The following is a 23,751-nucleotide window of genomic DNA, read 5'->3' on the forward strand; positions in this document are numbered from 1 at the left end:
GCGCTTGCCGTTGTGGCTGAAGTGGTACCAGTACAGCAGCATGGAGCCGAAGGAAGCCATCAGGCGGTCGGCGATGTCACGCGCACCGGCGATGTTGTGGTCGTCCTTTTCCGGCAGGGTGCAGCCCAGGGCGGATACGCCGCTGCGCATCACGTCCATCGGGTGGGCGGAGGCGGGCAGGGCTTCCAGCACGCTCTTCACCACTTGCGGCAGGCCGCGCAGGGCTTTCAGCTTTTGCTTGTAGCCAGCCAGCTCGGCCTTGTTCGGCAGCTTGCCGTGCACCAGCAGGTAGGCCACTTCTTCAAACTCGCACTGGTCGGCGATATCCAGAATGTCATAGCCGCGATAGCTCAGGTCGTTGCCGGTACGGCCAACCGTGCACAGGGCGGTATTGCCGGCGGCAACGCCGGACAGGGCGACCGATTTCTTCGGCTTGCCAGTCAGAACCACTTCAGTCATGCCATTTCTCCTTGGACAATTTCTCTGGTGTTACTGTTGTGCGCATGGCTGGACAGCCTATGGCTACCCGGCCTGATTGGGTTTGCTGCGTGAGTCAGTTACTTGTTCTTGCCTTCGGCAAATAGCCCATCCAGCTTTTGCTCGTAGCTGTGGTAGCCCAGGTGTTCGTACAGATCCATGCGGGTCTGCATCAGGTCCAGCACATTTTTCTGAGTGCCATCGCGACGCAGCGCGCCGTATACATTCAGTGCGGCCTGGCTCATGGCGCGGAAGGCAGATAGCGGGTACAGCACCAGCGACACACCGTTTTCGCCCAGCTCCTGGGTGGTGTAGAGCGGGGTTGAGCCAAACTCGGTGATGTTGGCCAGCACCGGTACACCCACGGCTTCGGCAAATTGCTTGTACATGGCCAGGTCGGTCATTGCTTCCGGGAAAATCATGTCGGCACCGGCTTCCACGCAGGCCACGGCGCGTTCGATGGCGGAATCCAGTCCTTCCACCGCCAGCGCATCGGTGCGGGCCATGATGACGAAGCTGTCATCCTTGCGCGCATCGGTGGCGGCCTTGATGCGGTCTACCATTTCTTCCTGGCTGACAATCGCCTTGTTCGGGCGGTGGCCACAGCGCTTTTGCTGTACCTGGTCTTCGATATGCACGGCAGCGGCACCAGCTTTTTCCAGGCTGCGGATGGCGCGGGCGATATTGAAAGCGCCGCCCCAGCCGGTATCGATATCCACCAGCAGCGGCAGTTCGGTTACGTCGGTAATGCGGCGCACATCAATCAGCACGTCTTCCAGGGTGGTGATGCCCAGGTCCGGAATGCCGCAGGAGCAGGCAGCCACGCCGCCGCCGGACAGATACAGGGACTTGAAGCCAGAGTGTTCGGCCAAACGTGCTGCATAGGCGTTGACTGCACCTACAACCTGCAGCGGCTTTTCTTGTTCTACGGCGAGACGGAAGCGTTGACCGGGTGTGCTCATGGCTGGGTCCTTGTGTTGATCCGGGTGATGTTGTGGTCATTCTAGCAAGTGCTTGGTTGGAGTGCAAATGCTCTATGGCCTCATTCTGCACGGAGGAAAGTTTCAGCTTTTGCGCAAGGTCTGCTATGTTTCCGGGCAGCAAAGCTCGGGGGAACTCATTGCACGAGCCACTGTCTAGCGTTGTGTTCACACAGCAGTACACACAACTAAACCAGTGGACAATTCAGGGAGCATTACAACGACATGAGTGATCGTGAGATCGATCAACAGTTGGTGGAGCGTGCCCAGCGAGGTGAAAAAAGAGCTTTCGACCTGCTTGTTGGAAAATATCAGCGTCGTCTGGCCAGACTTTTGTCACGTTTCATTCGCGACGGCGCCGACATCGAAGATGTGACGCAAGAAGCATTCGTCAAAGCGTATCGCGCCTTGCCATCTTTCCGTGGCGAGAGCGCGTTTTACACATGGCTGTACCGAATCGGCATCAATACTGCCAAGAATTTCCTCAGTTCAGCCGGGCGTCGTCCGGTGGTGAACAGCGAGTTTGAAGACGAAGATGGCGAGAGCTTCGACCTGGCGTCGCAAGTTCCCGACATGAATACGCCCGAAACCGAGCTGATGAACAAGGAAATCGTGACGACAGTGAACAGTGCCGTGCAGGCTTTGCCGGAGGAACTCAGAACCGCCATTACCCTCAGGGAAATGGACGGACTGTCCTACGAAGAGATTGCACAGGTAATGAATTGTCCCATCGGCACCGTCCGCTCGCGTATTTTCCGTGCGCGGGAGGCCATTGCTGCCGAGTTGAGGCCATTGCTGGATACGGCAAAAAACAAAAGGTGGTAGGTATGAAAGAAAAATTATCTGCACTGATGGATGGCGAGCTGGACGGGCAGCTCGCAGACAGAACAATCAAAGCCATCACGGAAGAAGAGGAGCTCAAGCAGGTGTGGGATGCCTACCACCTGATCGGGGATGCCATGCGTGACAATTCCCATGTGAGCGTCAATGTGCGTCAGCGTGTTGCCACGCGCCTGGCTGCTGAACCCACGGTACTGGCGCCACGTCGCTGGTTTGCGCCCATGCGATCGCGCCGTGCAGGTGCCGTGGCGCTGGCCGCCAGCGTCAGCTTTGCCGCTGTGGTCGGCTGGCAGCAGCTGTCGCATGGCAATGCCGATTCCGCCGTGGCGGACCGGGGTGTGCCGGTAGCGTCGGTACAGTCGGCCCAGGAGCATGACGACCTGTACCTGGCGGCCCATCAGGAAATGACTGCTGACCAGAGCGTAGTCAAGGTTGCTTACGGGAATGGAGTCCGCCACTGATGCGTCTGACACAGCTCTCCGGGGTTTGTCTGATGGGGGTGGCCGTACTGGCTCACGCGGACGATGATTGGCTGGTGGTAAAAAAAGCCGCTGCAGCGGCAAGGCAATTGCCACTGAGCGGCACCTACCTGCATCAGATGAATGCCTCTCTGGAAACCTACCGTATTGTGCGTGCCGGTTCTGGTGACAACATCCAGGAAAAACGCACCTCGCTGGATGGTCCGTCGCGCGAAATCATCCGCAAGGGTTTCGAGTTGGTCTGCTACGCGCCGGATGCCAAGTCGCTGGGAGCGGCCAAGGTAAGCGCCATGCGCCTGTTTCCGGCCATTTTGCCCGACGACATCAGCAATATCGCCCAGTCCTACACGCTGAAGCATGGTGGCAAGGACCGGGTGGCGCAGCGTGACTGCAACTGGCTGGACCTCAAGCCCAAGGACAGCAAGCGTTACGCCTTGCGCATGTGCGTTGATCCGGTCAGCAATCTTCCGCTGAAGGTCATCACGCAAAATGCCGCCGGAGAACCGGTGGAGCAGTTCACTTTTACCGAAGTCGAATTGCAAGGCCCGAAAGACCGTGCAGCCTTCAAGCCGCAATACAAGCTGAGCTATGTATTGCGCAGCGCCAGTGCGCCCCAGATGACGCTGGATGCCGACGCGCCGTCTGAAGTTACCGGCATGCCCGGTGGCTTCAGGCTGTTGCGTGCGGTGCAGCGCAGCCTGCCCGGTCAGGCAGAGCGTACGGTGCGGCACATGGTGTATAGCGACGGTCTGGTGATGTTGTCGCTGTTCATCGAGCCGCAGGGCGATAGCCGTGCCGAACGTGCGGTTAATCTGCATGGCGCGGTTAATATGGCCACGGCGACACAGGGGGACTATCTGGTCACCCTGGTGGGCGATCTGCCCGAACCGACCATGCTGGCGATGATCAGGAACCTCAAGATCACACTCAAGCCATGATGGTGCTGGCCGACCTTCCCGCCTTGTTCGGGGTGGTCGGCCGTTTTAACCTTCCGCTGTTTTCTGTGCAAACCACATCAAGATGGAGTGACCATGTCGATCAAAAAGCTGATCGTTGCTGCCATGCTGGCGGCTTCTGCATTCACTGTCCAACCTGCGGCTGCCCTGGCGGCTGATTTGCCTGACTTCACCCGTATCGTTGAAACGGAAGGGCGTGCTGTCGTCAACGTCAGTACCACATCCACCATCAAGCAGAATGTCAGTGCCATGCCCGAAGGCATGGAGGGCGATCCATTCTTCGAATTCTTCCGCCGTTTTGCCCCGCAACAGCAGCAAGAGCGACAGGAGCGTTCGCTGGGCTCCGGCTTCATCATTTCGCCGGATGGCTATTTGCTGACCAATGCCCACGTGGTGGCGCGGGCGGACGAGATTACCGTCACCCTGACCGACAAGCGTGAATTCAAGGCCAAGGTGATTGGTTCCGATGCGCGCACCGATGTGGCCTTGCTCAAGATTGATGCCAAGAACCTCCCTGTAGTGCGGCTGGGAAATATGGCGGACGTGAAGGTTGGCGAGTGGGTGCTGGCCATTGGTTCGCCGTTTGGCTTCGAGAATACCGTCACTTCCGGCATTGTCTCGGCCAAGAATCGCCTGCTGCCGGATGAGAATTTTGTCCCCTTCCTGCAAACCGATGCGGCAGTGAATCCGGGGAATTCCGGTGGCCCGCTGTTCAATCTCAAGGGTGAAGTGATCGGTATCAATTCCCAGATCTACAGCCGTTCCGGTGGCTTCATGGGTATTTCCTTCTCCATTCCGATTGATGTGGCCATGAATGTGGCAGATCAACTCAAGGCCACCGGCAAGGTCAGTCGCGGTCGTATTGGCGTGGCAATCCAGGAGCTGAACAAGGATCTGGCCGCCTCCTTTGGCCTGGCCAGGCCGGCTGGTGCGCTGGTGAATGATGTGGAGAAAAAAAGTCCGGCCGAGAAGGCAGGGTTGCGAACCGGTGATATTATCCTCTCCGTCGCCGGACAGGCCGTGGACTCTTCGTCAGACTTGCCGCGCCTGATTGGTGCCATTCGTCCGGGCAAGCCGGTGGTGCTGGAAGTGTGGCGCAATCGTGCCATGCAGAAACTGACTGTGGTGCCGGAAGAGCTGAAAACCGAAGACGCCCGTACCGCTCAGCGCGAGTACCGTTCGCCGCAAGCGGTGCCGGATGCGCAGAACATGAAGCAGCTGGGCCTTGCCTTGCAGGAGTTGACGCCTGCTCAACTGGCCAAGGTGGGGGTCAAGTACGGTTTGCAGGTGAAACGGGTGAGTGGTGCTGCGGCCCGTGCCGGCATTCAGCCGGGTGACGTGATTGTTGATCTGGGTGGTGAGGCGCTGGGCAGTTTTGCCCAGTTCAAGGCGGCGGTAACTGCTGCACCCAAGGGAAGTACCCTGGCCTTGCAGCTCTGGCGTCAGGGCATCACCCTGTTTGTGCCCTTGAGCATTGGTGGAGAAGAATGAAGCTGACTTTGTATTTCCGGGAGTACTGCAGTTTGTGCCATCAGATGCTGGCGGAACTCAAGCCGTGGCAAGACCGGCACGGCTTTGCGCTGGATGTGGTGGATGTGGATGCAGACCCCGAACTGGAGGCCAGATTCAACGAACTGGTGCCGGTTTTGATGGATGGTGAACAGGAGATTTGTCACTGGCATCTGGATATTCCTGCTTTGGCTGCACATTTGGGCGAAATCGGCTAAAATCCGCGCCAGTGTGAGTTGTTCGAGGGCACGCCAGCGTGCCCTTATCTTTTTGCTGGATACCGATGAAACATATCAGAAATTTCTCGATCATTGCCCATATCGACCATGGCAAATCGACCCTGGCCGACCGCTTCATCCAGTTTTGCGGTGGCCTCGAACTGCGTGAAATGAGTGCCCAGGTGCTCGACTCGATGGATATCGAGAAAGAACGCGGCATCACCATCAAGGCCCAGACGGCAGCCTTGCAATACAAGGCGCGCGACGGACAGGTGTACAACCTGAACCTGATCGACACCCCGGGGCATGTGGACTTCTCCTATGAGGTTTCCCGCTCGCTGTCCGCCTGCGAAGGCGCATTGCTGGTGGTGGATGCCTCGCAGGGCGTGGAAGCGCAGACCGTGGCCAACTGCTACACCGCCATCGACCTGGGCGTGGAAGTGGTGCCGGTGCTGAACAAGATCGACCTGCCCGCGGCCGAACCCGAGCGTGTCTCGCAGGAAATCGAGGACATCATCGGCATTGAAGCCATTGATGCCGTGCGTGCCTCGGCCAAGTCCGGCATCGGCATTGAAGACATTCTGGAAACCGTGGTCAGCAAGATTCCGCCGCCGGAAGGCAACCCGGACGGCCCGCTCAAGGCGCTGATCATCGACTCCTGGTTTGACAACTATGTCGGCGTGGTGATGCTGGTGCGCGTCAAGGACGGTCAGGTACGTCCCAAGGACAAGATCAAGTTCATGGCCACCGGTGCCGAGCATCTGGTGGAGCAGGTGGGCGTGTTCTCGCCCAAGTCGGTGCAGCGCGAAGTGCTGAACGCCGGTGAAGTGGGCTTCATCATTGCCGGTATCAAGGAACTGAAGTCGGCCAAGGTGGGCGATACCATCACGCTGATGAAAACGCCGGCCACCGAGCCGCTGCCGGGCTTCAAGGAAGTGCAGTCCCAGGTATTTGCCGGTCTGTACCCGGTGGAAAGCCACGATTACGAAGCGCTGCGCGATGCGCTGGAAAAACTGCAACTGAACGACGCCTCGCTCAAGTTCGAGCCGGAAGTGTCGCAGGCGCTGGGCTTTGGTTTCCGTTGCGGCTTCCTTGGCCTGTTGCATCTGGAAATCGTGCAGGAACGTCTGGAACGCGAATTCGACATGGACCTGATCACCACGGCACCCACCGTGGTGTACGAGCTGGTGCTCAAGGATGGCAGCATCATCCAGGTGGAAAACCCGTCGCGCCTGCCGGATCCGGGCAAGATCGAGGAAATCCGCGAACCCATCATCACGGCGCACATCCTGGTGCCGCAGGATTATGTGGGCGCGGTGATCACCCTGTGTACCCAGAAGCGCGGCGTACAGCGCAATATGCAGTACCTGGGCCGTCAGGTGATGCTGACCTACGACATGCCGATGAACGAAGTGGTGATGGACTTCTTTGACAAGCTCAAGTCCACCAGTCGTGGTTATGCCTCGCTGGATTACGAGTTCAAGGAATTCCAGTGCTCCGACCTGGTCAAGCTGGATGTGCTGGTAAACAGCGAGAAAGTGGATGCACTCAGCCTGATCGTGCATCGTGCCTCCAGTATTTACCGTGGTCGCGAGCTGGTGTCCAAGATGCGCGAGCTGATTCCGCGCCAGATGTTCGACATCGCTGTGCAGGCGGCCATCGGCGGGCATATCATTGCGCGTGAAACCGTCAAGGCGCTGCGCAAGAACGTGCTGGCCAAGTGCTACGGCGGTGACATCACCCGTAAGAAAAAGCTGCTGGAAAAACAAAAGGCAGGCAAGAAGCGGATGAAACAGGTGGGTAATGTGGAAATTCCGCAAGAGGCATTCCTGGCCATTCTTCAAGTAGGGGACAAATAAGTGGGCGAAAACCTGTTCTGGGTATTTATCGTTGCCGTGATTGTCGGCGGCATGCTGATTGCTTTTGGCGGCCAGCGTGAAGTCGGCCAGAAAGATTGGCCGGTATCGGTGCAGTGGGGCTATCTGGCCCTGGTCATCGGTGGCTTTGGCCTGTTGTCCAATTACATGAGCTTCACCGCGGTGATGCTGGTGTTCGTGCTGGTGACCGGTGTGGTCTGGGCGCTGGACAAGTTTGTGCTGGCAAAGAAACGTGCCGGTGAAGCAGGGCACTTCGTTGAATACTCGCGCGGGTTTTTTCCGGTCATCCTGGTGGTGTTCCTGTTGCGTTCCTTCCTGGTGGAACCCTTCCAGATTCCCAGCAGCTCCATGCGTCCGGGGCTGGTGGTGGGTGACTTCATCCTGGTCAACAAGTTTGCCTACGGCATCCGTGTGCCGGTGCTCAACAACGTGATCGTGCCGGTGGGCAAGGTCAGCCGCGGGGATGTGGTGGTGTTCAACTATCCGCCCAACCCCAAGGTCAACTACATCAAGCGTGTGATTGGTGTTGCCGGTGACGTGGTGGAATACCGCAACAAGCGTCTCACCATCAATGGCAAGGCAGTACCGGATGAAAAAGACGGTACTTATGACTATCTTGAACAAAGCCTGGGCACGATTCACAACGACCAGTTCAAGGAAGTGATGGACGGCAAGGCGTACAAGGTCCTGAACATTCCGGATGCGCCGGTGGTGGCACTGGGGCAGGTGGCAGAATTCCCTTACCGCGACCAATGCCAGTATGATGACAACGGCTTTGTCTGCAAGGTGCCTGCTGGTCATTACTTCATGCTGGGCGATAACCGGGACAACAGCCTGGATGGCCGCTACTGGGGCTTTGTTGACGACAAGCTGATGGTGGGCAAGGCTTTCCTGATCTGGATGAACTTCGGCGCCCTGTCACGCATCGGCACCAGCATCCACTAATACCAAGTCATGGGGACTCACATGCAGCGTCAGCACGGTTTGTCAGTCATTTCTGTTCTGGTCATCATGTTGTTTGTCGGCGCAGGTTTCCTGCTGGCAGGCAAGGTGCTGCCGGTATACAAAGAGTATGCCGAAGTGCGCAAGGCAGTGACGGCCATGGCCGGGCAAACCGGCAAGAGCGAGTACGATTTGCGTCGTGAGTTCATGAACCATGCCATGGTGGGCGACATTTCCTCGATCAAGCCGGAAAACCTCACCATCATTACCACCAGCAACAGTGTGTTCGTTCGTGCCGCCTACCGGCGCGAAGTACCGCTGTTTGCCAATGTCAGCCTGGCCTTCGATTTTGATACCCAGGCTGGACAGACACCTCAGTAACTACCGTGAACCATGTTGATACCCGATTCCGGCGCCTGTCCGAGGCGCTGGATTATTCATTCCAGAAGCCCGATCTGCTGCGTCAGGCGCTGACGCACCGCAGCTTTGCCGCGTCCAACAATGAGCGTTTCGAGTTCATTGGCGACAGCATTCTCAATTACACCGTGGCGCGCATGTTGTTCGACCAGTTCCCCCGCCTGAGCGAGGGCGAGCTGTCGCGGCTGCGGGCCAATCTGGTCAACCAGAACACGCTGGCGGAAATCGCCCACGAACTGAAGCTGGGTGACTACCTGTATCTGGGCGAAGGCGAGCTCAAAAGCGGTGGCTTCAACCGTCCGTCCATTCTGGCCGATGCGCTGGAAGCCACTTTTGCGGCGGTCAGCTTTGATGCCGACTTCCAGCATGCCGAACAGGTGGTACGTCGGCTGTATGGCAGCCGCGTGGCCGCCATCGACCCCACCAAGCATGCCAAGGATGCCAAGACCCGCCTGCAGGAAGCCTTGCAGGCGCGCAAATGGCCCTTGCCCAAATACCGCATTCTTGGCCAGACCGGCGAAGCCCACGAACAATGGTTCAAGGTAATGTGCGATCTGGGCGAACTGATGATCGAATCACAAGGCGAAGGCGGTAGCCGCCGCGCCGCAGAACAGCAGGCGGCCGAAGCTGCCTTGCTGCTCCTTGAACAAAAACTGGCCACAGGCAAGAAACACGCATGACAGAACACGCATATCACTGTGGCTTTGTAGCCATCGTGGGCCGCCCGAATGTGGGCAAGTCCACGCTGATGAATCACCTCATCGGCCAGAAAGTCAGCATCACTTCGAAAAAGGCGCAAACCACGCGCCATCGGGTTAACGGCATTCATACCGAAGACAATGCCCAGTTCATTTTTGTTGATACGCCGGGTTTCCAGACCTTCCACAAGGGCGCGCTCAACGAAACGCTCAACAAGAGCGTGAAGGATTCGCTGGGTAGCGTGGACTGTGTGCTGTTCATCCTGGAAGCCATGCGCATCAGCGCGGCCGACCGCGAAGTGATGGCGCTGCTGCCAAAACACACGCCGGTAATCCTGGTGATCAACAAGCTGGACAAGGTCAAGGACAAGCTGTTGCTGCAGGAATTCATCGACGGCGTGCGTGCGGAATTCCCCTTTACCGATTGCGAAGTGGTCAGCGCCAAACATGGCCAGCGCCTGAGCGAACTCTTGGACAAGGTGCGTCCGCATCTGCCCGAATCCATGCCGCTATATCCGGAAGACATGGTGACCGACAAGAGCGAGCGTTTCCTGTCGGCCGAAATCGTGCGCGAAAAGCTGTTCCGCTATCTGGGCGAAGAACTGCCTTACGAAATGAACGTGGAAGTGGAAATGTTCGAGATGGACGGTGCGCTGCGCCGCATCCACATTGCCGTTCTGGTGGACAAGGAAAACCAGAAGCCCATCGTGATCGGCAAGGGTGGCGAGAAGCTGAAGAAAATTTCCACCGAAGCCCGTCTCGACATGGAAAAGCTGTTTGACGGCAAGGTATTCCTGCAAGTGTGGGTGAAGGTGAAATCCGGCTGGGCCGATGATGTACGCTTCCTGCGGGAATTCGGCTTGAACTGATGTTGCACGCTTCTTCACAGCCGCCCTGTTGGGCGGTGATTTTTTCTGCACCCGCCAGCCCGGCTGACCTGACCGGACGCATGCTGCGCCTGGCCAGCCTGCAAGCGGGCTATCTGGGTGCTGACTCCGTGCAGGATGACAGCGGCAGGGCCTTCACCCGTTGCTACTGGGACAATGTGGACGCCATTGCCGCCTGGCGCATGCATGCCGAGCAGTTGTTGTCCCGTGCCGGTGACCGGGAAGGCGAGCTGCAATTTGCCCTGCAGATCGACCGCATCAGCCCGCCTGCGGATGTTGGTTCCGGAATGAAGAAATGAGTCAGCAAGGCAGGGTGGACCGTCAGGCGGCGTATTTGCTGCATGCACAACCCTACCGGGAAACCAGCCTACTGGTGGAAGTGCTGACGCCGCAGCATGGCCGCTTCACCATGGTGGCGCGCGGTGCGCGCCGGCCACGTGCCGATGTGCGTGGCGTCCTGCTGCCGTTCCAGCCACTTACCCTGTCCTGGTTCGGCAAGGGCGAGGTACGTACCCTGCACACGGCTGAATGGAATGGCGGGGTGCCGCAACTGGCCGGCATGCGCCTGATCTGCGGTTTTTATCTGAACGAGCTGATGCTCAAGCTCACCGCCCGTGACGACGCCGAACCGCGTGCCTTCGCAGTCTACGACCAGGCGGTCAGGGCGCTGGCGCTGGCCGACTCCCTGTCTGCCACCTTGCGACGTTACGAATTGCGGCTATTGCAGGCGCTGGGCTATGCTGGCAGCTTCGCCTGCGACCAGCACGGCGCCGCCATCGACGCCGCAGCCCTCTACTTGTGCCGTGGTGGTGCCTTGCCCGAGCGCGATGCCGGATTCGACCCGACAGGGCCCTTTCTGCGCCTGCCAGGCAGTGAACTGCTGGCCATCGAGGCAGACAACTACACTGCCATCAGCACCCGCCGCGCGGCGCGCAGCCTGCTGCGACTGCTATTGACCGATTTGCTGGGCGAGGAGCCATTTGCCTCGCGTGAACTCTTGCAGGCCGTCAACGCCATTGCCGACTGAGGCCTGCCAACAGGAGCTGAACATGATTTTGCTTGGTGTGAATATCGACCACGTTGCCACCCTGCGCCAGGCGCGCGGTACCCGCTATCCCAGCCCGATCGAAGCGGCGCTGGTGGCAGAAACCGCCGGTGCCGACCTGATTACCCTGCATCTGCGCGAAGATCGCCGTCACATTCAGGATGCCGACGTGGTGGCCATGCGTCAGGTCATCAAGACCCGCATGAACCTGGAAATGGCGATGACGCCGGAAATGCTGGCCAATGCGCTGGCCGTGGCACCGGAAGACGTATGCCTGGTGCCGGAGAAGCGCGAAGAAGTCACCACCGAAGGCGGTCTGGATGTACTGGGTCACTATGCAGATGTCTGTCATTACACCGAAACCCTGCAACAGGCAGGAATTCGCGTGTCCATCTTCATCGACCCGGACCGTGCGCAAATCAGCAAGGCCTTCGAAGCCGGTGCGCGAGTGATCGAGCTGCACACCGGTGCCTACGCCGATGCCGTGCATGCCGCTGAGCGCGAAGCCGAGCTGGCACGCATTCGCGGTGCGGCCGCCTTTGCCGCCGAGCTGGGCATGGTGGTAAATGCCGGTCATGGCCTGAACTATCACAACGTCAAGCCGATTGCTGCCATCCCGCAAATCACCGAACTGAACATTGGCCACGCCATCATTGGCCAGGCGGTGTTCGTGGGTCTGGATCGCGCTGTGCGTGACATGAAAGCCCTGATGCAGGAAGCCCGTGGCTGAAGCAGGACAGGAGCGGGCAGATGATCTATGGCATTGGCACGGACATGGTGGAAATCGCCCGCATGCAGGGTCTGCTGCAGCGCTGGGGTGACAAGGCCGGCCGGCGCATTCTGGCCGAGTCCGAAATGGCGGATTTTCTGCAGTCCCGCGACCAGGCGCGCTTTCTGGCCAAGCGTTTTGCCGTGAAAGAAGCGCTGTCCAAGGCGGTTGGCACCGGGGTGGTAGACCCGGTGCTATTGACTGCCATTGCGGTCAGTCATGACGAACTGGGCAAGCCGCAACTGGTCTTTTCTGCTGGCTTGCAGGCCTTTCTCAGCCAGCGCGGCATTGTGCGCAGCCATGTTTCCATTACCGACGAGCGGGAACACGCGCTGGCTTTCGTCGTGCTGGAGCAAGCCTAGCGCCGCCGGGCCCGGCCCGGTGCCATCATCAATTGAATAGCGGAGGGGTGCCTTCGCACAGTCTTGGAGAATCAGCCATGCAAGTAGCGAATCTGCCGCGTGGACCGGTAATGGTGGATGTACATGGCTTTGGCCTGACCGAGCAGGAAAGACAGCGTCTGTCCCATCCGCTGGTGGGCGGGGTCATCCTGTTTCGCCGCAATTTCGAAAATATCGACCAGCTCAAGGTGCTGACGGCGGAAATCCGCGCACTGCGCACGCCGGAACTGCTGATCGCCGTCGACCACGAAGGTGGTCGTGTGCAGCGTTTTCTCGATGGCTTCACCCGTCTGCCGCCCATGAACGTGCTGGGTGAGTTGTGGCAGCAGGACGAAACCGCCGCCCGTGCCGCTGCCGAGAATGTTGGTGTGGTGCTGGCGGGTGAATTGCGCGCCTGCGGCATCGACCTGTCCTTCACTCCGGTGCTGGACCTTGACTGGGGGCGCTGTGCCGTCATCGGCAACCGGGCTTTCCATCGCGACCCGCACATTGTCAGCGAACTGGCCCTGGCCTTGCAGCGTGGCCTGCGGCAAGGTGGCATGTCCACGTGCGGCAAGCATTTCCCCGGTCATGGTTTTGTTGCTGGCGACAGCCATTTCGTGATGCCGCAGGACGACCGCACACTGGCCGAGCTGGAAGCAGACGACTTGATTCCGTTTGCCCGCCTGGCAGAGGCAGGCATGGGGTCGGTGATGCCGGCACATGTGGTGTACCCGGCAGTGGACAGCCGCCCGGCCGGCTTCTCCCCGGTATGGCTGCAAGACATCCTGCGCGGCAAGCTGGCTTTTGATGGCGTCATCTTCTCGGACGACCTGGGCATGGAAGGTGCCGCCGGCGCAGGCAGCTTTGTCGAGCGTGCCGAAGCTGCACTGGCGGCAGGTTGCGATATGGTGCTGGTGTGCAATCAGCCGGAACGTGCCGACGAAGTGCTGGCCGGGCTGCAGCCGCCAGCCCAGCCGCGTCTGGCCGAGCGTTTGCAGCGCATGGCCGGGACCGGAGACATTGCCGGCTGGCAGCAGGCAATCCTCAGTCCGGCCTTTGCTGCGCGCCAGGCAGAGGTGAAGGCGCTGGCCATTCCGCAAAACGTGTTGCAGGGGCCCGCTGTTGGAGAGGCCAGTTAAGCGCGTTGATTCAAGCAAAAAGCCGGCATTTGCCGGCTTTTTGCTTTTGCAGCTGACAGTTCAGTCGACAGTTCAGCTGGGCTGGGTGCGCCACAGCCGTGCCAGATGCGAAGGCCGCACACCTGCCAGCGTGGCCGGGCAGGGAGCAACCACCTTGTGTGCCGGTTGGCTGGTGTCGCGGATCAGGGCGTCGATGTATGCCGGGCCGTCGCTGCGGCGAATGGCCGCCACTTGCGGTTCGCTGGCTTTTTCGCGGCGCGCCAGTACCACACCTATTTCATCATTGGCCAGTTTGACAAAGCTGCCGGGCGGGTAGATGCCCAGTTCCTTGATCAGCAAGGTGGTGTAGGCCGGGTCGAATTCGTGGTCCTTGCGCTGGAAGATATGCCCCAGGGCAGCGGCGGGCACCATGCCGGCACGGTAGCTGCGCGGGGTGAGCTTGGCGCAGGTGATGTCGGCCATGTGCAGCATGTGGGCCAGCGATTCGATTTCGCCACGCCCCAGCCCGTAGGGGTAGCCATTGCCCAGCCAGGATTCATGGTGGGTCTGTACCAGCCAGTGCCATAGCTCATCGCTCACTCCGGCCTCACGCAGGATGGCGGAACTCATCAAGGGGTGACTGGCGATTTCGTCCTCTTGCTGCGGGCTTAGCGCTTCCTGCTGATGGTAAAGCGCGTTTTGCAGCTCGCAGATGGACATGTTCATGGTGAGCGCGGCAGACAGCATGGAATTGCGCTGCTCTGCGGACAAATCTGGAATGCGACGGCTGAGCAAGGCCAGCAAGGCGGTGGTGTGCAGGGCATGCGCCGGGCCGTATTCATTGAATGGCACCAGCAGCAGGCTGGCAATCACTCCGTCCGGGTGTTGCTCGGTCAGCCGCACGATGTCGCGCACTACCAGCGATACCTTGCGCGGGAAGTCCTCCAGCTGCATGGCATAGCTCAGCAGGGTGCGGGTACGCTGTTGCAGGAAGGCCATTTCATGCAGCACACTTTCGCGCACCATCATGGTGTCCGGCTGTTCCGGCAGGTTGATGGCATCCAGACGGTTGCCGTCCACCGAATAGCCCATTTCCAGCAGCTTTTCGCGCTGGCGGTCGCTCAGTACGAAATGCCCCTTGCGCAGCAGCAGCAGGCCGTTCTTGGCATAGACATCCAGTGGTAGTTCCTTGCCCATGTGAATCTGGTCGGGCGCTACCTTGTCCTGTAATTGGATCTTGAAACGGGTGTTCATGCTGAGCGTGTCGTCGGCTGGGTTGGCAAGTGGCTACTGAACTTAAGGCCAGCTGCGATTATAGGCCGATGCGCCGGCCCTTGCATGGTTTTTACCTTGCCCCTTTTCCTTGTCAGTAAAGGGGTTTCAGTATTTCCACAGCCCGGCCAGAAAGGAAATGCGCACACCCGACATATGCGCCGGGCAAGGCGAGATGATCTTGTAGGCCGCGTGGCTGGTTTCGCGCAGCAATACCTCGGCATAAGCCGGGCCATCGGCCTTGCGCAGCGCGGCCACTTGCGGCTCGCTGGGCTTCTGGCGACGCGCCAGCACCACGCCGATTTCGTCGTTGGCCAGTCGGACAAAGCTGCCGGGCGGATAAATGCCCAGCTCGCGGATCAGCATGGTGGTGAAGGCGGCGTCAAAGTCCACATCCTTGCGCTGGAACAGCTGCCCCAGCGCGGTGGCCGGCAGTTGTGGCGGCCGGTAGCTGCGCGGTGCCAGCTTGGCGCAGGTGATGTCAGCCAGGTGCAGCAAATGCGCTGGCGGCAGGATTTGCTTGCGATCCAGCCCGAAGGGGTAGCCCTTGCCATGCCAGTTTTCGTGGTGGGTCTGGATGAGTGCATGCCACAAATCGTTCTCGATGCCGGCCTCACGCAGGATGGCCGAGCTGAGCAAGGGGTGCTCGCGAATGGCGGCATGCTGTTCTGCTGCCAGTGCACCCTGGTGGCGGAACAGTTCGTTTTGCAGTTCCACCTGGGCAATATTCATGGTGAGTGCTGCGCACAGCAGGATTTCCCGATGATCGGCCGGCAGTTTCATCTGCCGGGTAATCAGTGCCAGCAGCGCGGTGGTATGCAGCGAGTGGGCCGCCGCATAATCCTGGAAGGGCAGTAACAGCATGGCGGCAATCAGGCCGTCCGGATGCCGTTCGCACAGTGTCATCACCGCCTGGGCGATGCTGCGCACCCGTCCTTCCAGTCCGGGACGACCCAGCGCATGTTGCAACATGCTGCGTACGCGTTGCTGCAGAAAGGCAACTTCTTCGAACAGCAGCTGGTTCTTGTAACCCTCAGCGTCGGTCTTGTCCGCAGGCTTGGGCTCTTCGGCGTGTTCGGCAAAGCCCAGCTTGATCAGCCGGTGCTTCATGTCCGGCGTCAGCACATAATGCCCGCGCTTGAGCAGCAGAATGCCGTTTTTGGCGTAGACATCCATCGGCAATTCCTTGCCGATGGAAATGGCGCTGGATTTCAGTTTGTCAGACAAGGAGCGATCTGGCATGGCACACCGTTAGCGTTGAATGGCCAAATTATATAGATATACCAACATTTTCACCCGTGCATATCGGGTGAAAATGTTGATAATCATCATTGTTTGGGTAAATCCTGCCATGCCTTTTGCAAGCGCTTCACCGAAACCGGATAAGGCGTTTTCAACTCCTGGGCAAACAGGCTGACGCGCAGTTCCTCCAGCTGCCAGCGGAAATCCAGCAAGGCGGCGGATGGTTCGCCACGTTCTCGTTCATCAGCCAGCCTGGCTTCCCACTTGTTCCATAGCTCGCGGATTTCTGCTGCTCGCTGACCATCGCGTTGCGGGTTGGCCGGCTGTTTGTCCATGCGCAGGCTCATGGCACGCATGTAGCGAGTGATGTGCGGCAGTTGCGCCCACGGTGTGGCTTGCAGGAAACCGGCATAAACCAGCTTGCCCAATTGTTGTTGTAGCTCACTGCCCAGCCGGTGCTTCTGCAATTTGGTATGCAGCACCATGTATTCGCTGCCGATCTGGCTCAAATACTGCGTGACCGCCTGAATCACCGCGGGCAGGCGGGTACGGGCACGGGTTTTCTGCTCGTTGAAGGCTTTTTCGCTGCGCGGCAGCGCGTCCTCGCCGATAAAGGCGCGGTCGCAGATGCAGGCAATGGCATCGGCCAGCAGCACTTCCACATTGGCGACATTGCGCAGGTTCAGGCCAATCTGGGTCATGCCGGACAGGCCCTTGCCCAGTTGCTTCATCTGCTCCTTCAATTGCAGTTGCAACAGGCGGATCACCCCGGCGCGATGGTGGCGTTCGGCTTCGGGCTGGGTATCGAACAGGCGGATGGCCACCTTGTCCTGTTCCAGCGTCAACGCCGGATAGCCGGTGAGTTGCTGACGGCCACGGGCAAACTGGATGCTTTCCGGCAACTCGCCAAAGTCCCAGCTGCTGACATCATCCCGTTCAAAATCGGCACTGCTGTCGCGGAAGGTCAGCTGGGCGGCCTGGCCAAACTGTTTTTGCAGGGCCAGCAGGTCGCGGCCCAGGCCGATTTCCTGTTTGCCATCGTCGATGATGCGGAAGTTGAACAGCAAATGCTCAGGCAATTCCTGCTTGTTGAACTCGTCGATGTCGACTTTGACGCCACCGGTTTCGCGCAGGATGAAACGCGCCAATTGCGGCGCAATCGGCTGCTGCACATCCGGATTGCTGCTGAGGAAGCGGGTGACAAAGTCCGGCACCGGCACGCAGCAGCGTCTTACCTGCTTGGGCAGGCCCTTGATCAGCTGTTGCAGTTTGTCGCGGATCATCCCCGGCACCAGCCATTCAAACGGGGCGGGTTGCAGGCGGTTGAGAATGGCCAGTGGCACATCCATGGTGACACCATCCAGCGGGTGCTTGGGTTCAAAGCGGTATTTGAGCCGCAGCTTGCCGTCTTCCAGCTCCAGCCATTCCGGGAACTGGTTTTCCGTCACGTGCTGGGCGGCGTGGCGCATCAGTTCGTCGCGCGTCAGGTGCAGCAGCCTGGGTTCGGTTTTTTCCGCCTCCTTGCGCCAGGCCTCAAAGCTGGCGGCATCTACTACCGTAGCGGGAATGTGTTCGTGATAGAAGGCATACAGCGCTTCTTCATCTACCAGCACGTCCTGACGGCGCGCCTTGTGTTCCAGCTGCTCCACTTCGCGGATCAGCTGCTGGTTGCGCTGGAAGAAGGGCGCATTGCTGACGTAGTCCATATTCACCAGCGCACCGCGGATGAATAGCTCACGCGCTTCTTCCGGCGCGATGCGGCCATAGCTTACCGCCCGCCGTGGAATCAGCGTCAGGCCGTACAGGGTGACGCGTTCGCTGGCTACCACTTCGCCGCGGCTCTTTTCCCAGTGCGGTTCAAAGTAGTGGTACTTCACCAGATGGGGGGCCAGTTTTTCCACCCACTCCGGCTCGATCTTGGCCACGCAACGGGCGTACAGGCGGGTGGTTTCCACCAGTTCGGCCGCCACCAGCCACTTGGGCTTGCTCTTTTTCAGGCCCGAACCGGGGAAAACATGGAAGCTGACGCCACGTGCGCCCAGGTAGTCGTCGCCTTCCAGGTTCTTCATGCCGATATTGCCCACCAGGCCGGTCAGCAGCGCCTTGTGCAGGTTTTCATAGGCCACGGCATCCAGTTGCTGACGCTTTTTCTGCGACATCTGGGCGTCGGGCTGTTCGGCGTCAGCATGCGCTTGCTCACGCTTGATCAGGCCCAGTTCGCTGGCAATCTCTGCCAGCTGGCCGTGCAGCTCGCGCCATTCGCGCAGGCGCAGATAGGACAGAAAGTGCTCGTGGCAGGTGTTCACCAGCAGGCGGTTGGACTTCTTGTGCTTGATGGCTTCGCTGAAGAAGTCCCACAGATGCAGATAGGACAGGAAGTCGGATTTCTCATCATTGAAGCGGGCTTGCGCACGCTCGGCGGCTTCACGTGCCTCGAAAGGGCGCTCGCGCGGGTCCTGGATGGACAGTGCCGAAGCGATGATCAGCACCTCGCGCATGCAGCCGAAGTCACGGCCCGCCAGCAGCAGGCGGCCCACTTTCGGGTCCACCGGAATACGCGCCAGTTCCTTGCCGATGGGGGTCAGTTCATTTGTATCGGTGACTGCGCCCAGTTCGGTCAGCACCTGGTAGCCGTCGGCAATCAGGCGGCTGCTGGGGGCTTCCAGAAAGGGGAAGGCATCTACCCTGCCCAGGCGCAGCGCGGCCATGCGCAGAATCACCGCCGCCAGGTTGGAGCGGACGATTTCCGGGTCGGTAAACGCCGGGCGGGCGTTGAAATCTTCTTCGCTGTACAGGCGCACGCAGATACCGGCTTCCACCCGGCCGCACCGGCCAGCACGCTGGCGCGCCGCCGCCTGGGAAATCTTCTCTACCTGCAGCTGTTCCACCTTGGCGCGCGGGCTGTAGCGGTTGATGCGCGCAAGGCCGGTGTCAATCACATACTTGATGCCCGGCACGGTCAGCGAGGTTTCCGCCACATTGGTGGCCAGCACGATGCGCCGTCCGCCGGATGGCTTGAAGATTTTCTGCTGGTCCTCGTTTGACAGGCGGGCAAACAAGGGCAGGATTTCATAACCGCGAATGCCGGACTTGCGCAGTTTTTCCGCCGTTTCGCGGATTTCGCGCTCGCCCGGCAAAAACACCAACATGTCACCCGCGCCCTGGCGCGACAGTTCGTCGGCGGCATCGACAATGGCGTCTTCCATTTCCATTTCGCGCTCGTCTTCGTCGCGCTGCTTGAGCGGGCGATAGCGCACCTCTACAGGGAAGGTGCGGCCGGAGACTTCAATCACCGGTGCGCCATCAAAATGGCGGGCAAAGCGGTCGGCGTCGATGGTGGCCGAGGTGATGATGATTTTCAGGTCCGGGCGGCGCGGCAGCAGCTGCTTGAGAAAGCCCAGCAGGAAGTCGATGTTGAGGCTGCGTTCGTGCGCCTCGTCGATGATGATGGTGTCGTAGGCTTCCAGATAGCGGTCGGTCTGGGTTTCCGCCAGCATGATGCCGTCGGTCATCAGCTTGATGACGGATTTTTCCGACAGCTTGTCGGTAAAGCGCACCTTGAAGCCGACATGCTCGCCCAGTTGCGAGCCCAGCTCCTGCGCAATGCGGGTGGCCACCGAGCGTGCGGCCAGACGGCGCGGCTGGGTGTGGCCGATCAGCCCGTACACGCCACGGCCCAGCTCCAGGCAGATTTTGGGAATCTGCGTGGTTTTGCCCGAGCCGGTTTCGCCGCAGATGATCACCACCTGATGCCCGGCAATGGCGGCCTTGATGTCGTCCAGCTTCTGGTTGACCGGCAGGGCCGGGTCAAACTGCGGGCGTGGCAGGTGCTGACGGCGGGCATCGGCGCGGGCGGCCGAGCGATCCAGCTGGGCACGGACATCATCCAGCAGCTTGTCGGCCGGCTGGTTTTTTTTCAGCCGTTCAGCCACATCATTCAGCTTGCGTCGCAGGCCGTGGCGGTCGCGCAGCAGGCAATGGGCAAGGCGGGATTTCAGTTGGGACAGTTGCTGGGCAGGGGTGGTCATCGGGCAAAGAGCACTGGTTTACACAAGCCCGCCAGTATAACAGAGGCCGGGCAGGCGTCTGAAAGCAAAAGACCGCCTGGGCGGCGGTCTGTGATGGCGGGCGGGGCTGGGGTTCAGGCCATGGCCGCCTCCTGCGCATGTGAGGAGCGGCCCAGCTCATCCAGCAACTGGTCCAGCCGCTTGATTGCATCGGCAATGGAGCGGGTTTCGGTGGACAGCGAACGGGTGGATTCGCCCACGGCGGTAATGTCACCGGCAAACTGGGCAAAGCCCTGGTTCTGGCTGCTTTCGGCGCGGGAAACTTCCTCCAGCAGGCTGGCCAGCTGGCGGGTTTCCTGAATGATGCCTTGCAGGTTCTGCTGCGCCTCCTGCGCATTGCTGCGCCCGGCCTGCATCTGGCTGTTGCCGTCGCGCATGGCGATGATGGCCTGATTGGTGCCATCCACAATCAGCTTGATCTTGGTTTCGATATCCAGCGTGGCGTTCTGCGTGCGCTCCGCCAGCTTGCGTACCTCGTCCGCCACCACGGCAAAACCGCGCCCCATTTCACCCGCGCGGGCCGCTTCGATGGCGGCATTGAGCGCCAGCAGGTTGGTCTGGTCGGCAATGTCACGAATCAGCTGCACGATGCCGTTGACCTCGGTACTGCGCTGGCCCAGGTCTTCCAGCTTGCTGGCGGCATGCGAGATGACTTCCCCGGCGCGGCCCAGTTGCAATACCGCCTGATCCATCACCTGGCCGCCGCTGCTGGCCGCCTGCCCTGCGGTTTGTGCAAGCCGGGTGGCGCTGTCGGACTGGGCGGCATTCTGGCTGGTGACTACCGCCATCTGCTGTGCCACCACCATCATGTCTTCGGCACGGCTGCGCTGCTCGGCCATGGTTTGTGCCATCAGCCCGGTGCTGTCGGCTATGTCGCGGCTGGCGCTGGAGGCGGCGCGAATGGAGCGGGCCACCTGTTCCATCATCTCGCGCATGGCGCGGCTGGCCTGCTCGGACTCGGCGCGTGCCTGTTCCAGCCGCTCCAGGCTTTTTACCTTGGCCTTGTCAAAGGCCATGGCCAGCGACAACACCACGATGGTGAGGCCGATCAGCGACTTGGCTTGCAGTTTGGGAATTTCGGCATGGTCGATCGGCACCGGTGGTAGCGCACCGGGGTCGGACGACAGCAAAAAGAACAGACCGATAGCCAGAATGGTCAGCACCATCCACACCATGCCGGAGCGGCGGGTGGACACGAAAATGGCGGTAAACGGAATGGACGCAAACCACACCACGCTGGTGGACATGATGCCGCCGTTGACATACACCATCCAGCACACCATCACGAACATGCAGCTGGTAATCAGCTCGGCACAAAAACGCAGTGCGCCGGTTAGTTTCAGCAAGAGTGGCGCCAGCAACAAACCCAGCCCGCCCAGTGCAATGCCGGTGCCCATGGCCGGGTGATTCAGCATGAAATACTCGATGGAAAACAGCGGGGCAATGCAACCGGCCAGCAGGCCAACGCCCACTGTCGTGCGTGCGCCAATGGCCTGGGCGGGGGATTGGCGGATGGTTTCCGGTATGAACCAGTCGGTAACGGACTTGGCAGTCATGTGGTGAGTCTCCCTCGTTGCGTCTTGATTTGTAAGTATTGTTTTGATTTTTACGCCCTATTTCAGGCGATTGGCTAATGTAAAACAACTGTTTGAAATCGGCAATCATGCTATTTGCTGAGCACGTGCCAGCGGGGTGCTCAGCCAGTGAGGGCTGTGTATTTCTTGCCCTGCCGCGGACAGACCTTCAGCGTGTGCTGAACCGGTCCGGCCAAAACCAGCCAGTATTACCGGCAGGTGCCGAAAAGTATGCTGTCAATTTGGGAATGCGCTGATAGGCCAAGCAGTGTGGCATTTGGACAATCGGCAAATCATGACAATGTCCCGATTTCCGCTATTTGGCTGCCATTTGATTCCCAATTTCCGGTTTGTACCGCGCAGCTTGGCAGGCGTGTTGCCATTGCTTGCCTGTTTGTGGCCGGGATGTTCCCGCGCGCAAGTGCTTTCGCCGGTTACCGAACTTGCTGCCGCCGCAGACAGCAGCCTGCCTGCGGCTACGCCCCTGCCACCGGCAGAACAGCCATGCTTCCCGATACGGCAGTTATTGCTGCAAGGCGAGTTATCCGCACGCTTTCAGTGGCTATTGCATGCTGCCGCCCAGCCGGACAGCGCCATTGAGCGCTGCCTTGGCAGCCAGGGCGTCAGCCTGCTGCAACGTCGCATGCAGAACGCGCTGCTGGTACAAGGTTTTGTCACTTCCCGGGTGCTGGTCAGCCCGCAAAACCTGAGCAATGGTCAGCTGGTGTTCACCCTGCTGCCGGGTTTCATTCATCAGATAAAACCCACTGCCGACAGTACGCCGGGGCTGCGACTGTGGAATGCCCTGCCAAGCAGCGTTGGCGGTGTGCTCAATCTGCGTGACATCGAACAAGGGCTGGAAAACCTGCAACGCCTGCCTTCGGTGCAGGCGGACTTCCAGATTGCCCCGGCCAGCGCCGCCGATGCGCCGCCCAACAGCAGCGACGTGCTGGTGCAATGGCGGCAACACAGGCCATACCGCTTGTCATTGCAGCTGGATGATGGCGGCAGCAAGGCCACCGGGGTGCTGCAAGGCAGTGCCACGCTGGCGGTGGACCATCTGCTGACGCTCAATGACATGCTCAGCCTGTCCCGCAGCCAGGCGCTGGGTGGTGGTCAGGATGGCGAACGGGGCTCTGAAAACAACACGCTCAATTACAGCCTGCCACTGGGGTACTGGCTGCTCGGTCTGACACTGAATGATGGGCGTTATCGCCAGTCGGTGGCCGGTGCTTATGAAAGGTACCTCTATCACGGCAAAAGCGAGAACGCGGCGCTCACGCTATCGCGCTTGCTGCTGCGCAATGCCGACAGCAAAACCGGCCTCAACCTGCAACTGTGGCAACGCAAGGCCAGCAGCTTCATCAACGATGCCGAAATCGACGTGCAACGCCGCCGCATGGCGGGCTGGGAGCTGGGCGTAGCTCACGAAACCCGCCTGGGTGAGGGCGCATTCAGCGCCAGCCTGAATTACCGGCGTGGTACTGGTGCGCGCCATGCGCAAGCGGCTCCGGAAGAGGCGTTCAACGAGGGCAGCGCCCGCTTGCAGCTATGGCGGGCCGAGGCACAACTGGTATTACCCTTCCGCGGCTTGGGCCAGGCCTGGCAGTTCAGTTCGGTCTGGCGCGGCCAATACAACCAGACTCCATTGATTCCGCTGGACCGCTTTTCTATCGGCAGCCGCAGCACCGTGCGCGGCTTCAACGGCGATAACCAGCTTAGTGCCGATCGTGGCTGGCTGGTACGCAATGAGCTGGGCTGGCAATTCAAAGGACGTGAAATCTATCTGGCTTACGACCATGGCGAAGTCGGTGGCCAATCGGCGGCCTTGCTGCCGGGCCGTCGGCTGAGCGGCATTGCCCTTGGCAGCCGTGGCCAGTTGCTTGGTTTCGACTACGACGTGTTCATCAGCAAGCCACTGCGCTACCCCACCCATTTTCGCACCCCCGGCAGCACCGGGGGCTTCTCCCTTGCCTACCGTTTTTGACTCCCGTCACCGGA

At 60.0% G+C, this 23,751-nt stretch carries 22 protein-coding genes; 16 read left to right on the plus strand and 6 right to left on the minus strand.

Annotated elements, in window-relative coordinates; genetic code table 11:
• Positions 1-459: citrate/2-methylcitrate synthase (locus tag JHD62_RS13880; protein ID WP_304506250.1), on the minus strand; the 459-nt coding region annotated here is incomplete at its 3' end.
• A gap of 98 nt (positions 460-557) precedes the next feature.
• Positions 558-1,439 carry a methylisocitrate lyase gene (gene prpB / locus JHD62_RS13885; RefSeq protein ID WP_045847945.1) on the minus strand — a complete coding sequence of 294 codons (882 nt, stop codon included), beginning with the start codon at positions 1,437-1,439 and terminating at the stop codon, positions 558-560.
• 243 nt (positions 1,440-1,682) lie between these two features.
• Between prpB and rpoE the strand changes: the two genes are divergently transcribed.
• From rpoE to nagZ, 15 genes are all read left to right on the plus strand, one after another.
• The gene (gene rpoE, locus JHD62_RS13890) at positions 1,683-2,282 is read left to right on the plus strand and encodes an RNA polymerase sigma factor RpoE (RefSeq protein WP_045847946.1); all 600 of its coding nucleotides are present in this window, start codon (positions 1,683-1,685) and stop codon (positions 2,280-2,282) included.
• 2 nt (positions 2,283-2,284) lie between these two features.
• Positions 2,285-2,758 (plus strand): sigma-E factor negative regulatory protein, encoded by a 474-nt coding sequence (locus JHD62_RS13895; protein WP_199103390.1) that lies wholly within the window; start codon positions 2,285-2,287, stop codon positions 2,756-2,758.
• Entirely contained in the window at positions 2,758-3,714 is a 957-nt protein-coding gene (locus JHD62_RS13900) for a MucB/RseB C-terminal domain-containing protein (RefSeq protein ID WP_199103391.1), read from the plus strand. Before JHD62_RS13895 ends, JHD62_RS13900 begins: the two co-directional genes overlap by 1 nt.
• Positions 3,715-3,807: 93 nt before the next feature.
• Entirely contained in the window at positions 3,808-5,223 is a 1,416-nt protein-coding gene (locus JHD62_RS13905; protein WP_199103392.1) for a DegQ family serine endoprotease, read from the plus strand.
• On the plus strand, positions 5,220-5,459 hold the full coding sequence (locus JHD62_RS13910; RefSeq protein ID WP_045847950.1) for a glutaredoxin family protein: 240 nt from the start codon (positions 5,220-5,222) through the stop codon (positions 5,457-5,459). Before JHD62_RS13905 ends, JHD62_RS13910 begins: the two co-directional genes overlap by 4 nt.
• A 65-nt stretch (positions 5,460-5,524) precedes the next feature.
• The gene (gene lepA, locus JHD62_RS13915) at positions 5,525-7,318 is read left to right on the plus strand and encodes a translation elongation factor 4 (RefSeq protein WP_131359579.1); all 1,794 of its coding nucleotides are present in this window, start codon (positions 5,525-5,527) and stop codon (positions 7,316-7,318) included.
• Positions 7,319-8,281 carry a signal peptidase I gene (lepB, locus tag JHD62_RS13920; protein ID WP_052694226.1) on the plus strand — a complete coding sequence of 321 codons (963 nt, stop codon included), beginning with the start codon at positions 7,319-7,321 and terminating at the stop codon, positions 8,279-8,281.
• Positions 8,282-8,302: 21 nt separating this feature from the next.
• Entirely contained in the window at positions 8,303-8,659 is a 357-nt protein-coding gene (locus tag JHD62_RS13925) for a DUF4845 domain-containing protein (protein WP_045847952.1), read from the plus strand.
• Between the two features lie 5 nt (positions 8,660-8,664).
• Positions 8,665-9,375 (plus strand): ribonuclease III, encoded by a 711-nt coding sequence (rnc, locus tag JHD62_RS13930; RefSeq protein ID WP_178973127.1) that lies wholly within the window; start codon positions 8,665-8,667, stop codon positions 9,373-9,375.
• Complete coding sequence (gene era, locus JHD62_RS13935) at positions 9,372-10,262, plus strand: GTPase Era (protein ID WP_178973128.1); 891 nt, start codon at positions 9,372-9,374, stop codon at positions 10,260-10,262. The genes rnc and era overlap by 4 nt, the downstream gene beginning before the upstream one ends.
• On the plus strand, positions 10,262-10,579 hold the full coding sequence (locus tag JHD62_RS13940) for an antibiotic biosynthesis monooxygenase (RefSeq protein WP_199103393.1): 318 nt from the start codon (positions 10,262-10,264) through the stop codon (positions 10,577-10,579). The genes era and JHD62_RS13940 overlap by 1 nt, the downstream gene beginning before the upstream one ends.
• The gene (gene recO, locus JHD62_RS13945; RefSeq protein WP_045847956.1) at positions 10,576-11,307 is read left to right on the plus strand and encodes a DNA repair protein RecO; all 732 of its coding nucleotides are present in this window, start codon (positions 10,576-10,578) and stop codon (positions 11,305-11,307) included. The genes JHD62_RS13940 and recO overlap by 4 nt, the downstream gene beginning before the upstream one ends.
• Positions 11,308-11,329: 22 nt before the next feature.
• Positions 11,330-12,055, plus strand: coding sequence for a pyridoxine 5'-phosphate synthase (gene pdxJ, locus JHD62_RS13950; protein ID WP_062787187.1), 726 nt, complete (start codon positions 11,330-11,332; stop codon positions 12,053-12,055).
• Positions 12,056-12,075: 20 nt separating this feature from the next.
• The gene (gene acpS, locus JHD62_RS13955; RefSeq protein ID WP_199103394.1) at positions 12,076-12,456 is read left to right on the plus strand and encodes a holo-ACP synthase; all 381 of its coding nucleotides are present in this window, start codon (positions 12,076-12,078) and stop codon (positions 12,454-12,456) included.
• 77 nt (positions 12,457-12,533) lie between these two features.
• A complete protein-coding gene (gene nagZ / locus JHD62_RS13960) occupies positions 12,534-13,616 on the plus strand; it encodes a beta-N-acetylhexosaminidase (protein WP_199103395.1) in 1,083 nt (360 codons plus the stop codon).
• Between the two features lie 72 nt (positions 13,617-13,688).
• On the opposite strand, the gene JHD62_RS13965 is transcribed toward nagZ, so the two are convergent.
• The 4 genes from JHD62_RS13965 to JHD62_RS13980 form a co-directional block, all read right to left on the minus strand.
• Entirely contained in the window at positions 13,689-14,849 is a 1,161-nt protein-coding gene (locus tag JHD62_RS13965; protein WP_199103396.1) for an HD-GYP domain-containing protein, read from the minus strand.
• Positions 14,850-14,975: 126 nt separating this feature from the next.
• Positions 14,976-16,109: an HD-GYP domain-containing protein gene (locus JHD62_RS13970; RefSeq protein WP_045847962.1), complete on the minus strand. Its 1,134-nt coding sequence runs from the start codon at positions 16,107-16,109 to the stop codon at positions 14,976-14,978.
• 86 nt (positions 16,110-16,195) lie between these two features.
• Positions 16,196-20,137 (minus strand): ATP-dependent RNA helicase HrpA, encoded by a 3,942-nt coding sequence (hrpA, locus tag JHD62_RS13975; protein WP_199103397.1) that lies wholly within the window; start codon positions 20,135-20,137, stop codon positions 16,196-16,198.
• Between the two features lie 113 nt (positions 20,138-20,250).
• Positions 20,251-21,732: a methyl-accepting chemotaxis protein gene (locus JHD62_RS13980; RefSeq protein ID WP_199103398.1), complete on the minus strand. Its 1,482-nt coding sequence runs from the start codon at positions 21,730-21,732 to the stop codon at positions 20,251-20,253.
• 439 nt (positions 21,733-22,171) lie between these two features.
• On the opposite strand from JHD62_RS13980, the gene JHD62_RS13985 reads away from it, so the two are divergent.
• Positions 22,172-23,737 (plus strand): ShlB/FhaC/HecB family hemolysin secretion/activation protein, encoded by a 1,566-nt coding sequence (locus JHD62_RS13985; RefSeq protein ID WP_199103399.1) that lies wholly within the window; start codon positions 22,172-22,174, stop codon positions 23,735-23,737.
• The last annotated feature ends 14 nt before the right edge of the window (positions 23,738-23,751 follow it).

Origin of the sequence: Aquitalea sp. ASV11 (assembly GCF_016429185.1) — a bacterium.
Taxonomy (GTDB): Bacteria; Pseudomonadota; Gammaproteobacteria; order Burkholderiales; family Chromobacteriaceae; genus Aquitalea; species Aquitalea pelogenes.